We start from the raw sequence: 16135 nt of genomic DNA, 5'->3' as shown, positions 1-16135 counted from the left end.
ATCAGGGAGTCAAGCGCTCGGCCGCGGCGGCGATGCGCTCGTCTGTCGCCGTCAGCGAGAAGCGCACGTGGTTCGGGAAGTGCGCGCCGTAGAAGTGCCCGGGACCGACCAGGATGCCGAGGTCGGCGAGTCGGTCCACGCTCTCCCAGGCGTCGCGCCCCTCGGTCGCCCACAGGTACAGGCCACCCTCGCTGCGGTCGATGGTGAAGCCGGCGGCCTCGACGGCGGGCTTGAGGACCGCCCGACGGCGAGCGTAGCGTTCGCGCTGCTCTGCCACGTGCGCATCGTCGCCGAGAGCGACGGTCATCGCGCGCTGCACGGGCGCGGGCGGCATGAGACCGAGGTGCTTCCGCCCGTTCAGCAGACGCGCCACGAGAGCGGCGTCACCGGCCAGGAACGCCGCACGATACCCGGCGAGATTCGACTGTTTGCTCAGCGAGTAGACCGAGAGCACATCCGTGAGATCGCCGTCCACGACGGCCGGATCGAGAACGCTCGGGACGGGCTGCGCGTCCCACGGGGCATCCCAGCCGAGCTCGGCGTAGCACTCGTCGGAGGCCAGGACGGCACCGATCTCGCGCGCCCGGGTCACGGCATCCCGAAGCTCGTCCGTCGACAGGACGCGGCCGTCGGGGTTGCCCGGCGAGTTGATCCAGACCAGACGCGTGTGGGCGGGCCACTCGGAGGGATCGTCGGATGCCACGGGCTCGGCGCCGACGAGACGCGCGCCGACCTCGTAGGTGGGGTAGGCCGCTCGGGGGTGCACGACGGCATCGCCCGGGCCGAGGCCCAGAAGCAGCGGCAGCAGGGCCACGAGCTCTTTCGAGCCCACGGTCGGCAGGACGTTCACCGCGCTCAGACCCGGAACGCCGCGGCGGCGCTCGTACCAGTCGGCGATCGCCTCACGCAGCGCCGGAGTGCCCGCGGTGGCCGGGTAGGCGTGCGCATCGGTCGCGTCGGCCAGGGCCTCGGCGATCACGACGGGGGTCGGATCGACGGGCGAGCCGATCGACAGATCCACGATGCCGTCGGGGTGTCGCCGCGCGCGCTCCGCGTAGGGGGCGACGGCGTCCCACGGGTAGTCGGCGAGGTCGGCGACGCCCACGGCTCAGTGGCTCTGCGGGGGCAGCGCGGTGATGACGGGGTGGTCCTTGGCGATCACGCCGACCTTGGCCGCTCCACCGGGCGATCCGATGTCATCGAAGAACTCGACGTTGGCCTTGTAGTAGTCGGACCACTCTTCGGGGAGGTCGTCCTCGTAGTAGATGGCTTCAACGGGGCAGACCGGCTCGCACGCACCGCAGTCGACGCACTCGTCGGGGTGGATGTAGAGCGATCGTTCACCCTCGTAGATGCAGTCGACGGGACACTCATCGATGCAGGCGCGGTCTTTGACATCGACACACGGGAGGGCGATCACGTAAGTCACCCGCCCAGTCTAATCGCGCCGAGGCGATCGCCTCCGCCGACGGGCCCTCGGGCCTAAGATTCGACCGGACGCGCGGGGGTCTGGAGCTTGGAGAAGTCGGGCCACAACGCCACGAGCACCATCAGGGCGGGGCCGACGACCGTCCACACCAGCGGAATCCATTCCGTGCCCGCCGTGGGCGCCGCCACGATCGCGGAGCCGCCCGGGCCCACCTGCGAGAAGAGATAGGTCGCGGCGGTGATGCCGAGCCCGCCGGCGAGGGCGTTGACGCGGTCGCCGGTGAGGGTACGCAAGGCGATGAGCAGCGCGGCGCTGCCGATCGTCGCGAGGATCAGACCGACCGGCACCGGGCCGACGAGGAAGGCCTGGCCGACGGTACCGGCGGCTCCGTAGAAGGCTCCGACGAGCAGGGCCACCACCCAGCCGACGACGCGAAGAATCGTGGAAGTCACCGCCCGAGTCTAGGCGGGACGGCTATGCGCGCAGCGCGAGCCCCCTCACGCCGCCCACCCCCAGAGCCGCAGCAGCGCGGCGGTGACGGCGGCGGCGGCCACCACGACGAGGAACGGCGCACGCGCCCACAGCAGCAGCGCGGCGACACCGACGGCCGGGAGCCGCGCATCGACCACGACGGCGGCCCCCGCCCCCAGCGTCTGCACCATCACGAGCGCCGCGAGCAGGGCGACGGTGAGGAGGTCCGCGACGCGGGCCGGACGGGGAGAGTCGAGCCAGTGCGCCGGAAGCAGGTACCCGATCGCCTTGAGCGCGACGCAGATGACGGATGCCAGGAGCACCGCGGTCCACAGGGTCATGGCATCCGCTCCTCTCCCGTCGACGCCTTCGCGGCCCGCGGGTCGAACAGGCCCACCGCGACGGCGACTCCGGCCGCAGCGATCACCGGGATGCCCGGCATGAGCCAGGGCGTGAGCAGCGCCGCGACGACCGCCGCTCCCGCCGCGACGGCCAGGGGCTGTCGTCCGCGCAGGCGCGGCCAGAGCAGGGCGAGGAACGCGGCCGCCGCGGCGGCGTCGAGACCGTAGGAGCGCGGGTCGCCGAGCACGTCGCCGAGAAGCGCTCCCAGCAGGGTCGAGAGATTCCACCCGACCCAGATCGCGATCCCCGTCACCCAGAAGCCGGCCTGGCGTGCGCGGGGTGCATCCTGGGCGAGGCCGACGGCCACCGACTCGTCGATCGTGAAGTGCGTCGCCGACAGCTTGCGCCAGAACCCACCCGCGACGACCGGAGCCATGCGCATCGCGTACGCCGCGTTGCGAACGCCCAGCAGGGCCGAGGAGGCGATGGCCGCGGGGGCGGCGGCCGCTCCCCCGGCGGCGACGACGCCGACGAAGGCGAACTGCGATCCCCCCGTGAACATCAGCAGGCTCAGCACGCAGGTCTGCCAGATGTCGAGACCGGATGCCACGGACAGGGCCCCGAACGAGATGCCGTAGGCACTCGTGGCGAGGGCGACCGCGAGCCCTTGCCGGGTCGCCACCCCCTCGGGTGTTCGGTAGAACGAACGCATGAGCATCATCGTGAACGATAGTGGCGTGTTCGTCAAATCGAACGATCGGCAGCGATAATGAACACATGAGCGATCTGAGCAACCGCATCGCCGCGAGCCTGCGACGCGAGCGGGAGAGACGCGATCTCAGCGTGTCCGAGCTGGCGCGGCGCGCCGGAGTCGCCAAAGCGACCGTGTCACAGCTCGAGAACGGCGGCGGGAACCCGAGTGTCGAAACGCTCTGGGCCCTGGCCTCCGCTCTCGGGATCACCTTCGCCGACCTCGTCGATGAGGGCGCGCACTCCCCCACCCTGATCCGCGCCGGAGAAGAGGGAACCGCCGTGGCGTCCTCGGCATCGGAGTACGTCGCCGTGCTGCTGTCGGCGAGTCCGCCGCACGCGCGCCGCGACATCTACCTGCTCTCCGCCGAGCCCGGACAGCCCCGCCGATCCGACCCTCACCCCCGGGGGACGGTCGAGCACCTCGTCATGGTGTCGGGTCGCGGCCTCGTCGGCCCCGCCGATGCCCCCTATGAGCTCTCCCCCGGCGACTACCTCTCGTACGCAGGCGACTCCCCGCACGTCTTCGAGGCGCTCACACCCGGCATGAGCGCCGTGTGCGTCGTCGAGTCGCGCTGACGGCCATCGCCCGGGGCCGGGGCCGGCATCCCGATCGAGTGTCCATGACATGCCGAGCCATCGCACCCCGGCACGGCGCCTTCTGAACACTCGACGTCGGTCGTCGCCCGGCACCGACGGCGCGCTCGCACGTCCGGCGCCGTCACGTTCCCGTCATGACGCGACGGCACCGTCGGCAGCCGGTCGAGTGTCCAAGACACCCGAGACGGAGTTCAGACCGGTCCGGGTGTTCTGGACACTCAACGGGCGGAAAAAGCCGAACGGCCCCGCTCAGCACGGGGCTGGGCGGGGCCGTTCGCGAGCGGGATCGCTCAGGCGTTGGCATCCTGACGCTTCAGGCGCGAGGCGGTGCGGCCGCGCTCGGTCGCGTCGAGCACGACCTTGCGGATGCGCACCTTCTCGGGCGTGACCTCGACGCATTCGTCGTCGCGCGCGAACTCGAGCGACTCCTCCAGCGTCAGCAGGCGCGGGGGCGTCATCGATTCGAAGGAGTCGGAGGTCGACGAACGCATGTTCGTCAGCTTCTTCTCTTTGGTGATGTTGACGTCCATGTCGTCGGCGCGGGAGTTCTCGCCGATGACCATGCCCTCGTAGACCTCTTCGGTGGGCTGCACGAAGAAGCTCATGCGCTCCTGCAGAGCGATCATCGCGAAGGGGGTCACGACACCCATGCGGTCGGCCACGATCGAGCCGTTCTGACGGGTGGTGATCGAACCCGCCCAGTCGTCGTAGCCGTGCGAGATGGCGTTGGCGATACCGGTACCGCGGGTGATCGTGAGGAACTCGCTGCGGAAGCCGATGAGACCGCGCGAGGGGACGACGAACTCCATGCGCACCCAGCCGGTGCCGTGGTTGGTCATGTTGTCCATGCGGCCCTTACGGGCGGCCATGAGCTGCGTGATGGCGCCGAGGTGCTCTTCGGGCGCATCGATGGTCAGGTGCTCGAAGGGCTCCTTGAGCTTGCCGTCTTCACCGCGCTTGGTGACCACCTGCGGCTTGCCGACCGTGAGCTCGAAGCCCTCGCGGCGCATGTTCTCGACGAGGATGGCCAGCGCGAGCTCGCCGCGACCCTGGACCTCCCACGCATCGGGGCGTCCGATGTCGACGACCTTGAGCGAGACGTTACCGATGAGCTCGCGGTCGAGGCGGTCCTTGACCATGCGCGCGGTGAGCTTGTGGCCCTTGACCTTGCCCATGAGGGGCGAGGTGTTGGTGCCGATGGTCATGGAGATGGCCGGGTCGTCGACCGTGATCGCCTTCAGCGGGCGGACGTCTTCGGGGTCGGCGATGGTCTCGCCGATGGTGATGTCGGGGAATCCGGCGATGGCGACGATGTCGCCGGGGCCGGCGTCTTCGGCGGGGTAGCGCTCGAGGGCGCGGGTCTTGAGCAGCTCGGTGACACGAGCATTGCTGGTGGTGCCGTCGGCGCGCACCCAGGCCACGGTCTGCCCCTTCTTCAGCGTGCCGTTGAAGACGCGCAGCAGCGCGAGGCGGCCGAGGAACGGCGAGGAGTCGAGGTTGGTGACCCAGGCCTGCAGGGGCGCCTCGTCGTCGAAGGCCGGAGCCGGGACGTGCTCGAGGATCGCGGCGAACAGGGGCTCGAGGTCGTCGTTGTCGGGCAGCGACCCGTTGTCGGGGCGGTTGAGCGAAGCGGCGCCCGCGCGGCCGGAGGCGTACACGACCGGCACGTCGAGCAGGGCGTCGACATCGAGGTCGGGCACGTCGTCGACGAGATCGGACGCGAGGCCGAGCAGGAGGTCGTGCGCCTCTTCTTCGACCTCGGCGATGCGCGCGTCGGGGCGATCGGTCTTGTTGACCAGCAGGATCACGGGGAGCTTCGCCTCGAGAGCCTTGCGCAGCACGAAGCGCGTCTGGGGCAGCGGGCCCTCGGACGCGTCGACGAGCAGCACGACGCCGTCGACCATGGACAGACCGCGCTCGACCTCGCCGCCGAAGTCGGCGTGACCGGGGGTGTCGATGACGTTGATCGTCACCGGCACGTCCGAGTGGATGCCGTTGTACGTGATCGCCGTGTTCTTGGCGAGGATCGTGATGCCCTTTTCGCGCTCGAGATCGTTCGAGTCCATCGCGCGCTCTTCGACGTGCGCGTGGTCGCCGAACGAGCCGGTCTGGCGGAGCATGGCGTCGACGAGGGTCGTCTTGCCGTGGTCGACGTGCGCGACGATCGCGACGTTACGGAGGTCAGGACGAAGGGCGTGCGCCATGGAGGGTCTCCAGGAAAATTCGGGGTGATGCCCGGAATCGGGCCTGCCTAGTCTACCGGGCGCCTACGACACTCCCGGGCAGGAGACGTTCAGGAAGCGCGGCGGCGTGAAAAAGGGGCGGGATCCCGCGGGATCCCGCCCCTCTCGGTCAACGGATCACGAGTTGGCGAAGCCCACGATGGTCCAGTCGATGGTCTCGAACTGGGTCGCGCCCCAGTTCACGAGGCCCTGCTTGACGGCGTAGACGTTCGGCAGCGGCGCGATCGGGATGATCGGCACGGACTCCCAGAGCACCTTGTCGATCTCCTGGGCGGTCTGCAGGCGCGCGTCGGGGTCGAGCTCCGCGTTGGCCTTGGCCCACAGGGCGTCCAGACGCGGGTCGGCGATACCGGTGTAGTTCTGCGCCGAGTCGACCGGGGTGAACAGCGACCGGGTCGACGAGATCGGGTACGCGGTGCCCTGCCACGAGAACGTCACCATCTCGAAGTCGCCCTTGATGATGTAGTCCGAGAAGTAGCTGCCGACGGGGACCGAGACGAGCTCGACGGGGATACCGACCTCGGCCAGGTCCGCCTGGATCTGCTCGGCGCGCTGGATGTTCGTCGTGGTGTCGGCCGGAACCGTCACCTTGAACGACAGGGCGGTGCCGTCCTTCTTCCAGGAGTCGCCGTCCTTGGTGTAGCCGGCGGCCTCGAGGTACTTGGTACCCGCGTCGACGTCGTACGGCAGGGAGTCGTCGGTGTAGCCGTCCTGGCCGGGCATGAAGATGTAGCTGCCCTGGGTGATGGCGGGGACGCCCACCGGCGAGTTCGCGTTGTTCGCGATCTGTCCGCGGTTGACGATGGATGCCACGGCCTTGCGGACGTTGACGTCGGCGAGCGGTCCGCTCGAGGCGCGCATGGTGATGTGCGTCCAGGTCAGACCGTTGGACGCCTGGATCTCGGCGCCCGGGACGTTCTGGGCCGTCTGGTACAGGTCGGCGTTGGAGCTGATGTTCAGCGCGTCGATCTCACCGTTGCTGAACGAGGTGCCCTGCTGGCTCTGGCTCACGGCACGGAAGACGACCGAGTCGAGCTTGGGCTTGTCACCCCACCAGTTGGGGTTTGGCTCGAGCGTCGCGACACCGGCCGTCGAGTCGAAGCTCGCGAGCTTGAAGGGGCCCGAGGACGGGAGCGCCTTGGTGAGGTACCCGGTGTTGAAGGTGTTCGGGTCGTTGGCGACGCTCGCGGGCAGCACCTGGCCGAACAGGCTCTGCCAGTCGGCGAACACCGACGAGAAGGTGATGACGACGTCGAACTGGTCGGTGCCCTGCTCGACGGAGGAGATCTGGTCCCAGCCGGTCGTCGAGATGACGACGTACGCAGGGTTGCTGCCGTTGTTGGCCTTCCAGGTGGCCTGGTAATCAGCGACGGTGATGGGCGTGCCGTCTTCCCACTTGGCATCCGGGTTGAGCTTGATCTCGACCTTCTGGGGGTCGGTGCTGGTCAGCTCGACGGAGGACGCGTAGTTCTTGTCGACGACGGGCTTGCCGTCCTCGCCGATCCGGATGGGGCCACCCTGCATCGCGGCGACGATGTTGTTGGTGTTGACCTCGTTGCCGTCGATCTGGAAGTTGTTCCAGTTCACGGGCATGGAATCGACCGCGAGAGTGAGCGTGCCGCCGTCCTTGACGTCGGAGGCGTCGGCGCGAACCCACGCGGTCGAGGGCAGGGAGTTCTGGTCTTCGGGGTTGGCCGAAGGGGCCGCCGTGTTGCCCGGCGCGCACCCGGCGATCGCCAGGGCCGCGGCGCTCAGCAGCGCGAGAGCGCTGAGAGCCTTCGCTTTACGCATTCTCATGTGATCAATCCTCTCGTTGGTGATCGGGAAGGGCCCCCGCCGACGTGGTGCCGTCGGTCGGGGACGTTCGGGGGGATCCGACCGACACCGTCTCGAGGACGAGGTCGGATCGTTCGGCGTAGTGGCACGCCACCTGGGAGTGCGCCTGGGTGCGCAAGCCCGGGTCGTCGTTGTCGCACCGGCGCCGGTCCGCGTCGGGCAGCAGGCGGTAGAGCGGGCACCGCGTGCGGAAGCGGCATCCCGAGATCTCCTGCGTGGGACTCGGAAGGTCGCCGTCGAGCAGGATGCGCGTACGCGCACGCTCGATGCGCGGATCCGGGATGGGAGCCGCCGAGATGAGGGCCTTGGTGTACGGATGCCGGGGGTCGTCGAACACCTCGTCGACGGGGCCCTGCTCGACGATGCGTCCGAGGTACATGACCGAGACGTCGTCCGCGATCTGACGCACCACCGCGAGGTCGTGCGCGACGAACAAGAACGAGAGCCCGAGTCGCTCCTTCAGGTCTTCGAGCAGGTTGATCACACCGGCCTGGATCGACACGTCGAGCGCCGAGACCGGCTCGTCGAGGACGACGACCGCGGGGTCGGTCGCCAGAGCCCGCGCGATGCCGATGCGCTGACGCTGCCCGCCCGAGAACTCGTGCGGATAGCGGTCGGACATGTTCGGGTCGAGCCCCACGAGGTCGAGCAGCTCCCGCATCTTGCGATCGCGTTCGGCACGCGGGACGCCCTGCACCAGCAGCGGTTCGGTGATGACCTCGCCGACCGGCAGGCGCGGGTCGATCGCGCCCATCGGATCCTGGAAGACGATCTGGATCCCCTTGCGCAGCACCGCCTTGTCTCTGCGGTTGACCGTGGCGACGTCGGTGCCGTTGATGTGGATGCTGCCGCTCTGCGGGGCGACCATCTCCATGATCTCGAGGATCGTGGTGGTCTTGCCGCAGCCCGACTCCCCCACCAGGCCCATCGTGCGACCCGGTTGGATCGAGAACGAGATGCCGTCGACGGCGCGGACCGTGCCGACGCGACGAGGGAAGACCGAGCCCTTCATGAGCGGGAAATGCTTTACGAGGTTGGTGACCTCGACGGCGGGGGTCACGTCGGGGCGCAGCGGCGGGATCTCACCCAGCGCCTCGGGTCGCGGGAAGATATCGGGCCGCGCAAGGGCGCCGGAGGCGATCTCACCGGAGCGGATGCACGCCGCGACATGGTCGGGCACCGTCCCGTGGACCTCCAGGACGGGCTCGATGTCGTGGCACGCGTCGATCGCGATCGGGCAGCGCGCGGCGAACGGGCACCCCTTCGGGAGGGCGGCGAGGGACGGCGGGCGCCCCTCGAGCGGGACCAGTCTGTGCGAACCCGCGGTCTGCATGTTCGGCACCGAGCGCAGCAGGCCCACCGTGTACGGCATGTGCGGATCGTGGAAGATCTCGTCGACCGTCCCTCGCTCGACGAGCTTGCCGGCGTACATGACCGCGACACGGTCGGCGTGACCGGCGACGACGCCCAGGTCGTGCGTGATGAGCACCACGGCGGCGCCCGTCACCTCCCGGGCCTTCTGCAGCACCTCGAGGATCTGCGCCTGAATGGTGACGTCGAGAGCCGTGGTCGGCTCGTCGGCGATGATCACGCGCGGGTCGTTCGCGATCGCCATGGCGATCATCGCGCGTTGACGCATACCGCCCGAGAACTCGTGGGGGTACGCGCGGGCCCGACGCTCGGCATCCGGGATGCCGACGAGCTTGAGCAGCTCGACGCTGCGAGCCTGCGCCGCCTGGGCGCTCAGAGCGCGATCGTGCAGACGGAGTCCCTCGGAGATCTGGTCGCCGACCGTGTAGACCGGGGTCAGTGCCGACAGGGGGTCCTGGAAGACCATCGCCAGCTCGGCGCCGCGGATCTTCGACAGCTGCCCGTCGTTCATCCCGAGCAGGGAGCGCCCATCGTAGAGGATGTCGCCCTCGACCTGCGCGTTCGAGGGCAGCAGCCCCATCACGGCGAGCGACGACACGCTCTTCCCGGAGCCGGACTCCCCCACGATTCCGAGGAACTCGCCCTCGTGCACGTCGTACGAGATGCCGCGGACCGCACGGACCGGAGCGCCGTCACGCTGCGGGAAAGTGACGCTGAGGTCGCGGACCGACAGCAGCGGCGAGCAGCCGGTCGAGGACAGCATGGTGGCGGATCGGGTGTCAGTCACGGTTCGCTCCCGAGGTGGGGTCGATGGCGTCGCGCAGGGCGTCGCCGATGAGGCTGATGGCCAGGAGCAGCACGATCAGCACGCCGGCGGGGTACACGAACAGCCACGGGCGGGTCACCGCGGCCGACGTGCCCGACGCGAGCAGTGTGCCGAGCGAGACGTCAGGCGCCTGGACGCCGAAGCCGAAGTAGCTGAGCGAGGTCTCGGCCATGATGGCCGAGACGATGCCGAGGGTCGCGTCGATGATGAGCAGCGACGCGATGTTGGGAATGATGTGGCGGCCCAGGATCTGCCGGGTCGGCATGCCCATGTAGCGCGCCGCGCGGACGAAATCGCGGTTGCGCAGCGACCGCGTCTGGTTGCGCACGACCTGGGCGAGGATCATCCAGCTGAACACCGCGAGGAAGAACGTCAGCGCCAGCCACGACAGGCCGCGTGTCAGCGGGCTCAGCAGCACGAGGATGAAGAACGACGGGATGACGAGCAGAAGGTGGATGAGCCACCCGATGACCGCGTCGATCTTGCCGCCGAGGTAGCCGGCGAGCGAACCCACGGCCGCCGCGATCAGCGTGGCGCCGATACCGGCGAGGGCGCCGATGATGAGCGACTTCTGCAGACCCACGAGGGTTTGGGCGTAGATGTCCTGACCGATGCCGTTGGTGCCGAACCAGTGCAGTTGGGTGGGCCCGAGACCGACGTTGAGGAAATCGCGCTGGGTCGCGTCGTAGGGGTACAGCAGCGGGCCGACGAAGGCCCAGAGCACGATGAAGACGAGGATGCTCGCCCCCACCCAGAAGCGCGGCATCTTGCGCAGGCGCGAGCGGACGAGCGCTCCGCGCGAGAGCGGCTTGCGGTCGCGGGTGACAGGGCTGGTGGCGACGAGCGATCCGTCGAGGGCCTCTTCCTGCATGGTCATGTCAGCTCCTCACTCTCGGGTCGAGTGCGGCGTAGAGCACCTCGGACAGAGTCGACGACAGCAGCACCAGCACGGCGACGAACAGGGTCGAACCCGCCACGGCGTTGATGTCCTGCTGGGTGACGGCGTTGAGCTGGAACTGCCCCATGCCTCGCCACGAGAAGACGATCTCGAGCATGGTGGAACCGGCGATCAGGGTGCCGAAGCTGTAGGCGAAGAAGGTGGACATCGGGATGAGCGCGATGCGCACCCCGTGGCGGAAGAGCGCCTGGGTGCGCGGCAATCCCTTCGCGCGGGCCGTGCGGATGTAGTCGGCCCCAAGCACGTCGAGCATCATGCTGCGCTGGTACCGCGAGTACGACGCGGCGCTGATGAGCACCAGCGCGAGGGTCGGCAGCAACAGGTGCACCGCGCGGTCGGCGACCATCGGCCAGAACCCCTCGACCCCCGCGGTGTACTCCCCCGTGAAGCGGATGAGCTGAGTGCCCGCGGCGTTGTTGAGGTTGGTCGCACCGATCATCAGGAGAACGCCGATGACGAAGGTCGGCGTCGCGAAGACGAGGTACGAGGCATAGGTCGTCACCTGATCGGTGGCACGGTACTGGCGCACCGCTCCCCACACGCCGATGAGGACACCGACGACGGCACCGATCAGCGATCCGATCAGCAGAAGACGAAGGCTGGTTCCGGCGCGCGTCGCGATCTCGGTCATGACGTCCTGGCCGCCGATCGTGTTGCCGAGCGAGAACTTCGTGAACAGGTTCACGAGCCAGTTCCACAACCGCACGAGGATCGGCACGTCGGGGTTGGCGCCGAGAGCATCCAGGCTCGCGACGATCGACTCCTGAGGGGGACGCGGGTTCATACCGTAGAAGCGGTCCTGGGGTCGCAGCAGAGCACTACCGAGCACGTACGCCAGGCACGTCGCCAGCAGGCTCAGGACGGCGTAGTTCACGAACCGTCGTAGAACGTACAGCGTCATGAGGTGCGCGAGCCCGTCCGGAACACATCGGGGGTCAGCATCATGGGTGGTCCTCTCGCCTTCGAGATCCCCGCCTATTCGTTTGCCTGGCTAAGGATCTTCAGCGACCCTACGTCGGCTTCCCATGAAACGCGTGCCGGGGGAACACACTTTTCACGACCGTAACAAAGCTCTTACATGGCGCTTTGTCACCACGGTCTCCATCGAGCGCAGCATCGCGCTCAGCCGAGACCGCCTGAGATGAACAAAGCGATGATAACCCAGCAGATCAGAACCAGCAGGGAAATGACCGAGGGAATGTCCCACGAGCGGCGCACGACACCGCTCTTCGAGGCAGTGCGGCGCGCGGTCTCCCACGCCTCCTGAATGAGCTGCAGATCACGGATCGCGGGAGGCTCGCGACGACCCCGTGAGTCGTCGCGACGCAGCGGCGGTCGGCCGGGACGCCCCGCGACGGGGCCGCCGAACGCCTTCACGACGCGCGGCTCGTCGGTACGGATCTCGAGCTGCCAGCGCATGTCGATATCGGCGACACGCGCCCAGGCGACGTCGACGACGCGCAGCGGATTGTGGATGCGGATGCCATCGGCATCGATGCGCACGTGAGGGGCGAAGAGCAGGGCGTAGACGGCCCACAGCGCCAACAGCACCCACGGCGCCAGCAGGAGCATCTCGCCGACGCCGGCGCGGAGCGCGGCATCCCCCAAGAGCACGACCGCGAGCACCGCGCCGACGATCAGGCCCACGATCGACGACGGGGCGCGGAACACCCGTGGGTGCTCCGCGCCCCGAAAGCGCTCGTCGCGTGTCACGCGCCGCCCAGTGAGAGCGAGGCGCCGGGAATGGCGTCGAGCAGGCGCTGCGTGTACTCCTGCGACGGCTGGGCGAAGATCTCGTCGACCGTGCCCTGCTCCACGAGCTTGCCGCGCTCCATGACGCACACCAGGTCGGCGGCGACGCGGACGACGGCGAGGTCGTGCGTGATGAACAGGTACGTCAGCCCCAGCTCGGACTGCAGCTCCGCCAGCAGCTGGAGGATCTGCGCCTGCACGAGCACGTCGAGAGCCGAGACGGCCTCGTCGAGCACGAGGATGTCGGGCTTGAGCGCGAGCGCACGCGCGATGGCGACGCGCTGACGCTGTCCGCCGGACAGCTCGTTCGGATAGCGGGATGCCAGCTCCTGCGGCAGAGCGACCTGCTCGAGCAGCTCTTCCACACGGGCGCGGCGCGAGGCACCGTCACCCACCTTGTGGATGTTGAGCGGCTCCGCGATCAGGTTGCCGATGCTGCGGAGCGGGTCGAGCGAGCCGTACGGATCCTGGAAGACCGGCTGCATGCGGCGGCGGAGGTTGAAGGTGTCCTTCGCGTTCAGCTTGCCGGTGTTGACGCCGTCGACCTCGATCGAGCCCGAGGTGGGTTCCTCGAGCTTGAGCACCATCTTCGCGATCGTCGACTTGCCGGAGCCCGACTCGCCGACGAGGGCGAGCGTCTTGCCACGCGGGATCTCGAACGAGACCCCGTCGACGGCGCGGAACTGCTCGCTGCGGAACCCGCCCTGGCGGATCTTGTACTCCTTGACGAGGTCGGTGACCTTGACCGTCGCGGGAGCGTCGATGTCGGACTCGCGCAGGATGCCGCGGTCCTCCACCTTCGCCTGGATGCGCTGCGAAGCGATGCTGGGGGCGGCCGCCACCAGTCGCTGCGTGTACGGGTGCTGCGGGTTCTCGAGGATCTCGCGGCTGGGACCCGACTCGACGATCTCGCCCTGGTTCATCACGACGATCGTGTCGGCGCGCTCCGCGGCGAGCCCCAGGTCGTGCGTGATGAGCAGCACCGAGGTGCCCCGCTCCCGAGTGAGGGATGCCATGTGGTCGAGGATGACGCGCTGCACGGTGACGTCGAGAGCCGAGGTCGGCTCGTCGGCGATCAGCAGCTTCGGGTCAGCCGCGAGGCCGATACCGATGAGCGCGCGCTGGCGCATACCGCCCGAGAACTGGTGCGGGTACTGGTGCAGTCGACGCTCGGCGTCGGCGAGACCGGCCTGCTTCAGCACCTCGATCGCGCGCTGCTCGACCTCTTTGCGGCCGGTGGCTATGCCGTTCGCGCGGATCGCCTCCTTGACCTGGAAGCCGATGCTCCACACGGGGTTCAGGTTCGACATCGGGTCCTGCGGGACGTAGCCGATGTCCCTGCCGCGTACCGACTCGAACTGCGTCTGGCTGAGGTCGGTCAGCTCGCGCCCGTCGAGGGTGATGCTGCCGGCGGTGACGTGTCCGGTGCCGGGGAGCAGACCGATGACCGCAGACGCGGTCGTCGACTTGCCCGAACCGGACTCACCCACGATGGCGACGGTCTGACCGGGATACACGTCGAGGCTGACTCCGTGCAGGACCTCGCGCGTACCGCCTTCTCCCTCGAACGCGACCTTCAGGTCGCGCACGGACAGCAGCGGCGTCATGGTGGCGTCGCTCATCGGCGGGCCCTCGCTCTCGGGTCGATGGCGTCTCGGATGAGCTCGCCCAGCAGGATGAAGGCCAGCACCGTGACCGTCAGGGCGACAGACGGCCAGATCAGGGCCAGCGGCGCGATACGCAAGGACTGCTGCGCCTGACTGATGTCGTTACCCCACGACATGGTGTCGCCGCCCAGGCCGACACCGAGGAACGACAGCGTCGCCTCCGCGACGATGGCCGCCGCGAGGCTGATCGTGGTGACCACGAGCAGAGGGGCGATCGCGTTCGGGATGACGTGCGTCAGCAGCGTGCGGAAACGCGTCTGACCGAGCGCCTGCGAGGCCGCGACGTAGTCGGCCTGACGCACGCGCAGTACCTCGGCGCGCACCACGCGCGCCGTCGACGCCCACGCGAACCCGCCGATCGCGAACGCCAGGGTGACGACGTTGCGGTACTGCGAGAACACGCTCATCACGACGATGGCCGCGAGGATGTAGGGAATCGAGAAGAAGATGTCGCCGACGCGCGAGATGACCGCGTCGAGCCATCCGCCGTAGAAGCCCGACAACGCACCCATGATCAGGCCGATGATCGTGCCGATCGCGGTTGCGAGCAGACCGACCGACAGCGACGTACGCGCTCCCCACACGATGCGGGAGAAGGTGTCGCACCCCTGGAACGTGAAGCCCAGGATGTGGCCCGAGGCGGGACCGGCGTTGCTGTTGGACAGCTGGCAGTCGTTGTTAGGCGGCACCTGGGTGAACAGCGTCGGCCACACGGCCATCAGGATGACGACGGCCATGACGGCCAGCGCGATCCAGAACGTGGGGCGGCGACGGAGGTCGCGCCACGCGTCGAGCCAGAGGTTGCTCTTACGGGCGGCGACGCGAACGGCGTCGACCGAGATGGTCTCGGTCTTGATCGGCGCGACATAGTGCGGCGCCGGGAACTGACTACTTGACATAGCGGATCCTCGGGTCCAGGAGGCCGTACAGGAGGTCGACGACGAGGTTGACCAGCACGTAGATGATGACGAAGACGGTCACGAACGAAACGACCGTGGGTCCCTCGCCGCGGATGGTGGCCTGGTACAGCGTGTTGCCGACACCGGGGATGTTGAAGATGCCCTCGGTGACGGTGGCGCCGACGAGGAGCACCCCGAAGTTCGTCGCGGAGTTCGTGATGACCGGGATGAGAGAGTTGCGCAGCACGTGCACGGGGATGACGCGGCGACGCGACAAGCCCTTGCTGTAGGCGGTACGCACCCAGTCCTGGTTCAGCGTGTCGATGACCGAGCCGCGCATCAGGCGCATGCTCGTGGCGAAGAGGCTGAAGCCCAACACGATGGCCGGCAACCACAGATCGCCCCAGTTGTTCTGGGCACCCACCGTGGGTTTGAACCAGCCGAGCTGGATCGCCAGGAAGTACTGGGCGAGGAAGCACGCCACGAAGATCGGCAGGGCGACGAACAACAGGGCGACGATGAGCGCCACGTTGTCGAACAGCTTGCCCTTGCGGATCGCCGAGATGGTGCCGACCACGACGGCCAGGACGAGCTCGATGGCCAGGGCCATCACCGCGAGGCGACCGGTCACGGGGAGCGTGCGCGCAAGCACCTCGTTGACGGACTGGCCCGAGAAGGTGGTGCCGAGGTCGCCGCGGAAGATCCCGCCGATGTACAGGAAGTACTGGACGATGAAGGGCTGGTCGAGGTGGTACTGCGCGCGCAGGGCTTCGACGACCTGGGGCGCGGGGGTCTTGTCGCCGAAGAGGCCGAGGATCGGGTCCCCCGGCATGGCGAAGACCATGAAGTAGATCAGCAGGGTGGCCCCGAAGAACACGGGGAGGACCTGCAGCAGACGTCTGAGGATGTAGCCGAGCATCCGCTCTCTTTTCGAACGTGGGAAACGCCTCATCCGACGTTTTTAGGGGGGCGTGGGCCACGAAAGGGCCCG

The 16135-nt window shown here is 68.4% G+C and carries 15 protein-coding genes; 1 reads left to right on the top strand and 14 read right to left on the bottom strand.

The genetic code is table 11. From position 1 onward, the window contains the following. Position 1 precedes the first annotated feature (1 nt). Genes dapC through OVA17_RS12680 form a run of 5 tightly spaced genes read right to left on the bottom strand, consistent with a single transcriptional unit; the run spans position 2 to position 2954 of the window. Positions 2 to 1105 carry a succinyldiaminopimelate transaminase gene (dapC, locus tag OVA17_RS12700; protein ID WP_267786911.1) on the bottom strand — a complete coding sequence of 368 codons (1104 nt, stop codon included), beginning with the start codon at positions 1103 to 1105 and terminating at the stop codon, positions 2 to 4. Between the two features lie 3 nt (positions 1106 to 1108). Further along, positions 1109 to 1429: a ferredoxin gene (gene fdxA, locus OVA17_RS12695; RefSeq protein ID WP_013586172.1), complete on the bottom strand. Its 321-nt coding sequence runs from the start codon at positions 1427 to 1429 to the stop codon at positions 1109 to 1111. A gap of 53 nt (positions 1430 to 1482) precedes the next feature. Continuing rightward, a complete protein-coding gene (locus OVA17_RS12690; RefSeq protein WP_210074360.1) occupies positions 1483 to 1881 on the bottom strand; it encodes a DUF6113 family protein in 399 nt (132 codons plus the stop codon). A gap of 45 nt (positions 1882 to 1926) precedes the next feature. Next, positions 1927 to 2241, bottom strand: a complete 315-nt coding sequence (locus tag OVA17_RS12685) for an AzlD domain-containing protein (protein WP_210074358.1) — start codon at positions 2239 to 2241, stop codon at positions 1927 to 1929. Then, on the bottom strand, positions 2238 to 2954 hold the full coding sequence (locus tag OVA17_RS12680) for an AzlC family ABC transporter permease (protein WP_267786904.1): 717 nt from the start codon (positions 2952 to 2954) through the stop codon (positions 2238 to 2240). Before OVA17_RS12680 ends, OVA17_RS12685 begins: the two co-directional genes overlap by 4 nt. Before the next feature lie 65 nt (positions 2955 to 3019). On the opposite strand from OVA17_RS12680, the gene OVA17_RS12675 reads away from it, so the two are divergent. After that, positions 3020 to 3571, top strand: a complete 552-nt coding sequence (locus tag OVA17_RS12675) for a helix-turn-helix domain-containing protein (RefSeq protein WP_267786902.1) — start codon at positions 3020 to 3022, stop codon at positions 3569 to 3571. Between the two features lie 311 nt (positions 3572 to 3882). On the opposite strand, the gene typA is transcribed toward OVA17_RS12675, so the two are convergent. From typA to OVA17_RS12630, 9 genes are all read right to left on the bottom strand, one after another. Continuing rightward, a complete protein-coding gene (typA, locus tag OVA17_RS12670) occupies positions 3883 to 5796 on the bottom strand; it encodes a translational GTPase TypA (RefSeq protein WP_210074354.1) in 1914 nt (637 codons plus the stop codon). 156 nt (positions 5797 to 5952) lie between these two features. Further along, on the bottom strand, positions 5953 to 7632 hold the full coding sequence (locus tag OVA17_RS12665) for an ABC transporter family substrate-binding protein (RefSeq protein WP_267786901.1): 1680 nt from the start codon (positions 7630 to 7632) through the stop codon (positions 5953 to 5955). Positions 7633 to 7636: 4 nt separating this feature from the next. Further along, complete coding sequence (locus OVA17_RS12660; protein WP_267789397.1) at positions 7637 to 9805, bottom strand: ABC transporter ATP-binding protein; 2169 nt, start codon at positions 9803 to 9805, stop codon at positions 7637 to 7639. 16 nt (positions 9806 to 9821) lie between these two features. Further along, positions 9822 to 10745, bottom strand: coding sequence for an ABC transporter permease (locus OVA17_RS12655; RefSeq protein ID WP_103210907.1), 924 nt, complete (start codon positions 10743 to 10745; stop codon positions 9822 to 9824). A gap of 1 nt (position 10746) precedes the next feature. Beyond that, entirely contained in the window at positions 10747 to 11727 is a 981-nt protein-coding gene (locus tag OVA17_RS12650) for an ABC transporter permease (protein WP_103210908.1), read from the bottom strand. 221 nt (positions 11728 to 11948) lie between these two features. Further along, positions 11949 to 12497: a PH domain-containing protein gene (locus OVA17_RS12645; RefSeq protein WP_246078222.1), complete on the bottom strand. Its 549-nt coding sequence runs from the start codon at positions 12495 to 12497 to the stop codon at positions 11949 to 11951. A gap of 38 nt (positions 12498 to 12535) precedes the next feature. Beyond that, positions 12536 to 14200 carry an ABC transporter ATP-binding protein gene (locus OVA17_RS12640; protein ID WP_103210910.1) on the bottom strand — a complete coding sequence of 555 codons (1665 nt, stop codon included), beginning with the start codon at positions 14198 to 14200 and terminating at the stop codon, positions 12536 to 12538. Next, positions 14197 to 15144 (bottom strand): ABC transporter permease, encoded by a 948-nt coding sequence (locus tag OVA17_RS12635; protein WP_103210911.1) that lies wholly within the window; start codon positions 15142 to 15144, stop codon positions 14197 to 14199. Before OVA17_RS12635 ends, OVA17_RS12640 begins: the two co-directional genes overlap by 4 nt. Then, the gene (locus tag OVA17_RS12630; protein ID WP_103210912.1) at positions 15134 to 16063 is read right to left on the bottom strand and encodes an ABC transporter permease; all 930 of its coding nucleotides are present in this window, start codon (positions 16061 to 16063) and stop codon (positions 15134 to 15136) included. The genes OVA17_RS12635 and OVA17_RS12630 overlap by 11 nt, the downstream gene beginning before the upstream one ends. Between the last annotated feature and the right edge of the window lie 72 nt (positions 16064 to 16135).

This window comes from Microbacterium sp. SL75, from assembly GCF_026625865.1.
Classification (GTDB): Bacteria; Actinomycetota; Actinomycetes; order Actinomycetales; family Microbacteriaceae; genus Microbacterium.
Note: the sequence above shows the minus strand (reverse complement) of the source record. Positions and strands in the feature narration are given on the sequence as shown.

Excerpts from the sequence above, each read along its gene's own strand:
- OVA17_RS12640 (WP_103210910.1), bottom strand. The coding sequence starts at position 14,200 with ATGAGCGACGCCACCATGACGCCGCTGCTGTCCGTGCGCGACCTGAAG.
- OVA17_RS12635 (WP_103210911.1), bottom strand. The coding sequence starts at position 15,144 with ATGTCAAGTAGTCAGTTCCCGGCGCCGCACTATGTCGCGCCGATCAAG.
- OVA17_RS12655 (WP_103210907.1), bottom strand. The coding sequence starts at position 10,745 with ATGACCATGCAGGAAGAGGCCCTCGACGGATCGCTCGTCGCCACCAGC.
- OVA17_RS12685 (WP_210074358.1), bottom strand. The coding sequence starts at position 2,241 with ATGACCCTGTGGACCGCGGTGCTCCTGGCATCCGTCATCTGCGTCGCG.
- OVA17_RS12675 (WP_267786902.1), top strand. The coding sequence starts at position 3,020 with ATGAGCGATCTGAGCAACCGCATCGCCGCGAGCCTGCGACGCGAGCGG.
- OVA17_RS12630 (WP_103210912.1), bottom strand. The coding sequence starts at position 16,063 with ATGCTCGGCTACATCCTCAGACGTCTGCTGCAGGTCCTCCCCGTGTTC.
- typA (WP_210074354.1), bottom strand. The coding sequence starts at position 5,796 with ATGGCGCACGCCCTTCGTCCTGACCTCCGTAACGTCGCGATCGTCGCG.
- OVA17_RS12660 (WP_267789397.1), bottom strand. The coding sequence starts at position 9,805 with ATGCTGTCCTCGACCGGCTGCTCGCCGCTGCTGTCGGTCCGCGACCTC.
- OVA17_RS12665 (WP_267786901.1), bottom strand. The coding sequence starts at position 7,632 with ATGAGAATGCGTAAAGCGAAGGCTCTCAGCGCTCTCGCGCTGCTGAGC.
- OVA17_RS12680 (WP_267786904.1), bottom strand. The coding sequence starts at position 2,954 with ATGCGTTCGTTCTACCGAACACCCGAGGGGGTGGCGACCCGGCAAGGG.
- OVA17_RS12650 (WP_103210908.1), bottom strand. The coding sequence starts at position 11,727 with ATGACGCTGTACGTTCTACGACGGTTCGTGAACTACGCCGTCCTGAGC.